Here is a 6036-nt window from a genome sequence, read left to right as displayed (position 1 = left end):
TTATGGTGATCCCCTGGGCGAAATGCGCCTGGTAAGCAGAGTTTTTGAAATGTAAGGCCTTTGAATAAGACAAAAGGCTGCCTCATCGCTAACTTTGCAACAGTGCCATTTCACTGCACTCAATTATCGTGTTGATCCCCTGCACTGGCAGACGCTCTGCATGGGCGTTAATCGCGACCTTCAGGCCAAAAAAATGCGTCCGAATGTCCCGGTTCCTTCACGGCGTAAAGTCATTCCGTTCCTGAAAATGATGCATCAGGAAACGGGCTCGATGCTCAAAGCGATCCTTGCCTTTGGCTTTGATGGCCCCTGGACATCCAGCGGCGGTTCATTTCGCCTGGCGCGAGAAATTGGGTTCGACATCGCCCACTATGCGAAAAACATTCACCACAAAAACGGGAAAGTCACCTTCCTGGAAATTGGTGCCGCCTGGGCGGGTTTTCGCGCTGAGGAATGTGCCGGCCATCAGGCGACGATTTCCGGGCTTTCCGGGGAGTTCAGGGAGCAACTTGGGGAAAGCGTATTCCTGCACTTCACTAATCTCACACCGTGGCATGCATCGCTGCCAAAAGGCGTGACTGAGCATCCTTACGTGACAGCAGCCGGGCTGGGAGCGCTGGAAAACAGAGGTGTTCAGGCAGGTGAGGTCGATATTATCTACTCCCAGGCAGCGGCCTATTTCGAACAGGATTACACGGCTTTCCTTCGCAGCGCTGCACGCCTGCTGAAAGAGGATGGCGTCCTGATCTTCAACCATGACCCTGTTCTGGCGAGCGCGATGGATGAAGTCGCCTGGGAGCACGGACTGCGGCTGGTCAGACGTAAGCAAATGGGAGGAATGAATGGCGCGATTGCCCGTTATCACCGGCTTCGTTCGTCCCCGGTAAGTCAGATGGTCTTCCCCGGCGTAAAGCGGGCAGAGGATGAAGAAGTGGTCTGTGAATCACTGGTTATGTCGGCGCTTCGTCGCAACGTAGAGGTGTAACGCCCGATATGTTGACGCGCAGACATTTTCTCACCACCACAGGAGCGTTGCTGATGACAACATTACTGCCGGGGGAAACCCTGGCAGCCTCTCTGGCTGAAAAAGTCAGTGAAACATGGCAAAAAATAAACACCCGCCGCAATCAACAAGAGGCGATAACGCCGGGCTGGGTTTTGCAGTCGCTCGGGCTTAAACCTGGCTCAACTGAACTGCGAAGAGCCATTTTTGAGCTGGTCAGGCGGATACCCTATCAGCTCGGTGCATGGAATGGCGAAAGCATGAGTCTGTTTCAGCAGGGCTTTGGCGACTGCCGTCATAAAGCCGCTGCTGCCGAACGACTGCTGACCGATGGTGGCATTACGGCAAAGCGAAAGCTGGTGCGGTTTGACTGGGCTGATTTGCCTGTACCTGCGGATATTCTGGCAATTTTGCCGCAAACACAGGGATTTCATGACACTGTGGCTTTTGAGCTACAGGGCAAAACATACCTGTTTGATGCCACCTGGGATATGGCCTTGCGCGGAGCGGGTTTCCCGGTGATGCCTTCCTGGGATGGCAACTCTGATACCTGGCCGGTGACTTCCCGGATGTCGACGCAGCAAACCGTACTAATGCCGCAGCCAGGGCAGGACATTTACAGCACTAACCAGATGAGCTGGCCGCAGCGCGAGAAAACCATGGCGTTTAATCAGGCACTGAATAACTGGCTGGAGGTCATTCGGGCTAACCGTGATGACTGGTGCACCATTATCCATAGTGATATTGAAGCCACCCGGTTGAGCCTGAAAACCTGTCTGGGACAACTGAGTTAATTCCCTTCTCGTCAGGAGGGGCTGCGCAGGGAAGCGGCGATAACACCTTCGACACTTTTTATGCTGCTTCAGGTATAACGCTGGGATACCTGAAGCTTTTTTATTTAACATCCAAGATAACAGACGAATCAGTATCCTCCTCACCCGGATAAAGCTTGTCATTTTTTTCAGGTCCCTCTATGCTTTGAATATCCCCCTGGGGGGGATGTGATTTCAAACCAAGAGATTTCCTGATGCTCAACATTCTTTCTAATCGTACCTATCGCCACCTGTTTATGGCACAGGTTATCGCCCTTATTGGCACCGGTCTGGCGACCGTTGCGTTAGGGTTACTGGCCTACGATCTCGCAGGTGACAGAGCCGGGGCAGTGCTGGGTACCGCGCTGGCTATCAAAATGAGCGCCTATATTCTTGTTGCGCCCGTGGCGGCGGCTTTTGCCGATAAATTCCCGCGTCGCACCATGCTGGTAACACTGGACCTGGTTCGCGCTCTCGTGGCTATCACGCTGCCTTTTGTCACCCAGATATGGGAAATCTACATCCTGATCTTCATTCTTCAGGCTGCCTCGGCGGCGTTTACGCCTACTTTCCAGGCAACTATCCCGGATATTCTTCCTGACGAACGTGAATATACCCGGGCGCTGTCTCTGTCACGTCTGGCCTACGATCTTGAAAGCGTCATCAGCCCTATGCTGGCGGCTGCACTGCTGACGGTCATGAGTTTCCACAACCTGTTTGCCGGTACGGCAGTCGGGTTCCTTGCTTCAGCAGCTCTGGTTGTTTCCGTGACACTGCCGAAGATGAAAGCGTTAACGGTCAAACGCAGCATCTATGACAAAACTACACGAGGTATGCGCATCTTCCTGAAAACGCCCAGACTGCGCGGCCTGCTGGCACTCAACATGGCCGTAGCGGCAGCGAGTGCAATGGTTATCGTCAACACCGTCGTTCTGGTTCAGGCGGACTTTGGTTTCTCACAGCGGTCTACCGCTATTGCGCTGGCCTTCTTCGGCGTGGGGTCCATGGTATCGGCCCTGGTTCTCCCCAGACTCCTCGACAACATGAGCGACCGTATGCCGATGCTTGCAGGTACGGCGCTTTTAGTCATTGGCCTGGGGTCAGGCATTTTCCTGAAGGATTACATCACGCTGGTTGTGCTCTGGGCACTGCTGGGGGTGGGCTATTCACTTTCTCAGACACCGGGTGGTCGCCTGCTGCGCCGTTCGTCAACAGCGGAAGACAGACCGGCGCTGTTTGCCGCCCAGTTTGCACTGTCACATTCATGCTGGCTGGTGACTTATCCGCTGGCCGGATGGGTTGGTGCGGCATGGGGGACACAGGCTTCATTCATCGCCCTGACTGTTGTGGCAACATTGTCGCTGGTCACCGCCGTACTTATCTGGCGTCCTGAGCATGAAGTGTACGCTCAGGTTCACAGCCACAAAGACCCGGAAACAAACAACGAATCGACCCATGAGCATGATTTCGTCATTGACGATGAACATCCGTCCTGGCCGAAGAAAGAGAAGTAATTTCCCAAAAAAAGACAACGTATCAGGAGAGGATAAGCCGATAAAAAGTGTGACCATGGCGTTGATACACATTATCTTATCCCTTCCACCTGGAGAGGATAAACCATGACCGTTCATGCATCACACCCTGACATTATTAAAAGACTTAAACGTGCCGCAGGGCACCTGAAAAGTACCATCCAGATGCTCGAAGATGAGAAAGCATGTCTGGATATCGCCCAGCAACTGCACGCTGTGGAAAAGGCGATAACGAATGCGAAGCGTACCTTAATTCATGACCATCTGGATCACTGCCTGGAGGATGCCCTTCATGCTGACCACACGGAGTCTGATAAGACGCTTAGCGAATTTAAAGAGATAACTAAATATCTTTAAGGCAAGCGAAACATGACTGATTTTTCCACTCTTTTACAGCAAGGCGTGGCCAATGCCTGGCTGTTCATCCCCAGCGCTATTTTGCTCGGTGCGCTTCACGGACTGGAGCCAGGGCATTCCAAAACGATGATGGCCGCCTTTATTGTGGCCATCCGGGGAACGGTCAAGCAAGCGGTATTACTGGGGCTTGCCGCGACAATTTCTCATACGTCTGTTGTCTGGCTCATTGCGTTCGGCGGAATGTATATCAGTCAGAAATTCACTGCTGAATCAGCCGAACCCTGGTTTCAGCTGATTTCCGCCGTCATCATTCTCGGTACGGCGGCATGGATGTTCTGGCGAACCTGGCGCGGCGAAAAGCTGTGGAAGATGGAGCAGGAAGAGGAACACAGCCACGGTCATCACGATCATGACGAAACCCGCATCATCGATACGGGCCATGGCAGCGTTGAACTCTCGATTTTCGAAGAAGGACAACCCCCTCACTGGCGTTTACGCTCGCTCAGCGGCAAGAAATGGGAAGCTCGCGACATTTCTCTGGTGACCAACCGTGGTCCAGGGACATTTTCACAGGTATTTGATTTCGTCGAAAAAGACGGGTTTATGGAATCGGCCCTGGCGATCCCGGAGCCACACAGCTTTGATGTTCGCCTGTCTTTAGGCCATCGCGGCCATGTGCATGATTATGATGTGGAATTCCGTGAACATGAACACGACCACGATCATTCCTCGCTGGAAGGTCTGGATGTTAATTCTCGCGAATATCAGGATGCTCACGAAAAAGCGCATGCGAACGACATCAAAAAACGTTTTGCGAATCGCAGCGTAACCACCGGACAAATAATCCTGTTCGGCCTGACCGGCGGCCTTATTCCTTGCCCGGCAGCCATTACCGTTTTGCTGCTCTGCATCCAGGTGAAGGAATTTACGCTCGGTGCCGCGCTGGTACTGTGTTTCAGCATCGGTTTAGCGATCACGCTGGTTTCAGTGGGCGCAGCGGCGGCTTTCAGCGTTCGTCAGGCAACCAAACGCTGGAGTGGCCTGGATACGCTGGCGCGGCGGGCTCCATACTTCTCAAGCGTACTGATTGCACTTGTCGGCATTTACATGGGCTATCACGGCTGGATCGGCGTAACGAGCTGATTTTCTCCTGTATGAATCTCACGCCTGAACCCACCAACCGGTGGGTTTTATATTTCTGAAGCCCATCATATTTTTATCCCCCTGCCGGGGATAGGAATTGAGCTTTTATAGCCGCTCATTTATCATCGACAATATCCCCCATGGGGGATGTAAAATTATAAATGGAATCTGCTATGCAAAAACAATATTTCAGTCAGTTCGTCACCGGAGTGTTACTCACTTCGTTCATCGCCATTCCTGCTCTGGCAGCGCAAGGTGGCTTCTCCGCAGAGAAAGAGCCTGTCGTCACTGAGCACATGTATGCCGGTCATAAAGTTCAGCAGGAGAATAGTCAAAGCCGGATTCAGATCGTATCGTCAATGCACGAAGGGGCGTGGATCACACTGGAAGGCAATGTTGTCAGCCAGCAGCAGGACGAGTGGTATACGTTCCGCGACCCAACCGGTACCATCAAAGTCCGCATCCCGCAGAAAGTCTGGAACGGGCAGCACTTCGATGCTCAGGACCTGGTACGGGTCAGTGGACCGGTAAGCCATGAAAATGATGGTTCAATTTTATATGTTGCAGTTATCAGCAAACCCTAAAACACAATTCTGACGGGCTATGTTTTTTTATATATATAGTTCGTCAACCAAACGTCCGCTTCTCGCTCTTAGCGGACATTAGCATAGGCTATTTACCATAACGCCGCATTATGCGTACTAAGTTATTGATTTTACACGTTTTGTGGTTTGGTGTGGCTATGGCCAGATATACCAAATGCCAATATGAACACAACAAACTCAGGCTGACACATACATCATTACAGTGAAAAATGTAATCAATACTAATGTAATGACGTCTAAACACAGAGAAACCTTACTCTTGCTTATGAGAAGGTTAGCTAAATCCGAGTCCTCATCTTCATACTTACCAGCTCTGGATGATGTCTGTCTACGGTTCATTACCGCATAAACCTCATAATGACTGACTATACGGCATATCAACACCAGATAAATTAGAACAATTCCAGCAATGATTAGATGTCTGGATCCGTTAAACAAATCCATAACTGTCTCAATATGATCGTTTAACATAGTAATTGACCTGCCCCCACGATTAGATACAACACTCAGTTAGTAACGTCGGAATCTTCATTCTCAGAATGACCCTTTCTCCAGCCCGCTGCAAATTCAGACGGTGTCTGATA

At 51.5% G+C, this 6036-nt stretch carries 6 protein-coding genes; all 6 read left to right on the top strand.

Annotated features, from left to right (window positions below; all coding sequences use genetic code 11):
• Positions 1-160: 160 nt before the first annotated feature.
• The 6 genes from BV390_RS29885 to BV390_RS29860 all read left to right on the top strand — a co-directional run bounded on the left by BV390_RS29885 (position 161) and on the right by BV390_RS29860 (position 5431).
• Positions 161-985: a class I SAM-dependent methyltransferase gene (locus tag BV390_RS29885; protein ID WP_223174912.1), complete on the top strand. Its 825-nt coding sequence runs from the start codon at positions 161-163 to the stop codon at positions 983-985.
• A 53-nt stretch (positions 986-1038) separates the two neighbouring features.
• Positions 1039-1797, top strand: coding sequence for a hypothetical protein (locus BV390_RS29880; RefSeq protein WP_004196325.1), 759 nt, complete (start codon positions 1039-1041; stop codon positions 1795-1797).
• Positions 1798-2030: 233 nt separating this feature from the next.
• A complete protein-coding gene (gene ncrA, locus BV390_RS29875; RefSeq protein ID WP_004196314.1) occupies positions 2031-3329 on the top strand; it encodes a nickel resistance membrane nickel efflux protein NcrA in 1299 nt (432 codons plus the stop codon).
• A 105-nt stretch (positions 3330-3434) separates the two neighbouring features.
• On the top strand, positions 3435-3704 hold the full coding sequence (locus BV390_RS29870; protein ID WP_004196355.1) for a nickel-sensing transcriptional repressor NcrB: 270 nt from the start codon (positions 3435-3437) through the stop codon (positions 3702-3704).
• Between the two features lie 12 nt (positions 3705-3716).
• Entirely contained in the window at positions 3717-4847 is a 1131-nt protein-coding gene (locus tag BV390_RS29865) for a Ni(II)/Co(II) efflux transporter permease subunit NcrC (RefSeq protein WP_004196366.1), read from the top strand.
• A 161-nt stretch (positions 4848-5008) separates the two neighbouring features.
• Positions 5009-5431 carry a nickel resistance OB fold protein NcrY gene (locus BV390_RS29860; protein WP_032072095.1) on the top strand — a complete coding sequence of 141 codons (423 nt, stop codon included), beginning with the start codon at positions 5009-5011 and terminating at the stop codon, positions 5429-5431.
• The last annotated feature ends 605 nt before the right edge of the window (positions 5432-6036 follow it).

This window comes from Klebsiella sp. YJ, assembly GCF_002108615.1.
GTDB classification, from domain to species: domain Bacteria; phylum Pseudomonadota; class Gammaproteobacteria; order Enterobacterales; family Enterobacteriaceae; genus Klebsiella; species Klebsiella planticola.
This window is presented reverse-complemented; position numbering and strand designations above follow the sequence as displayed.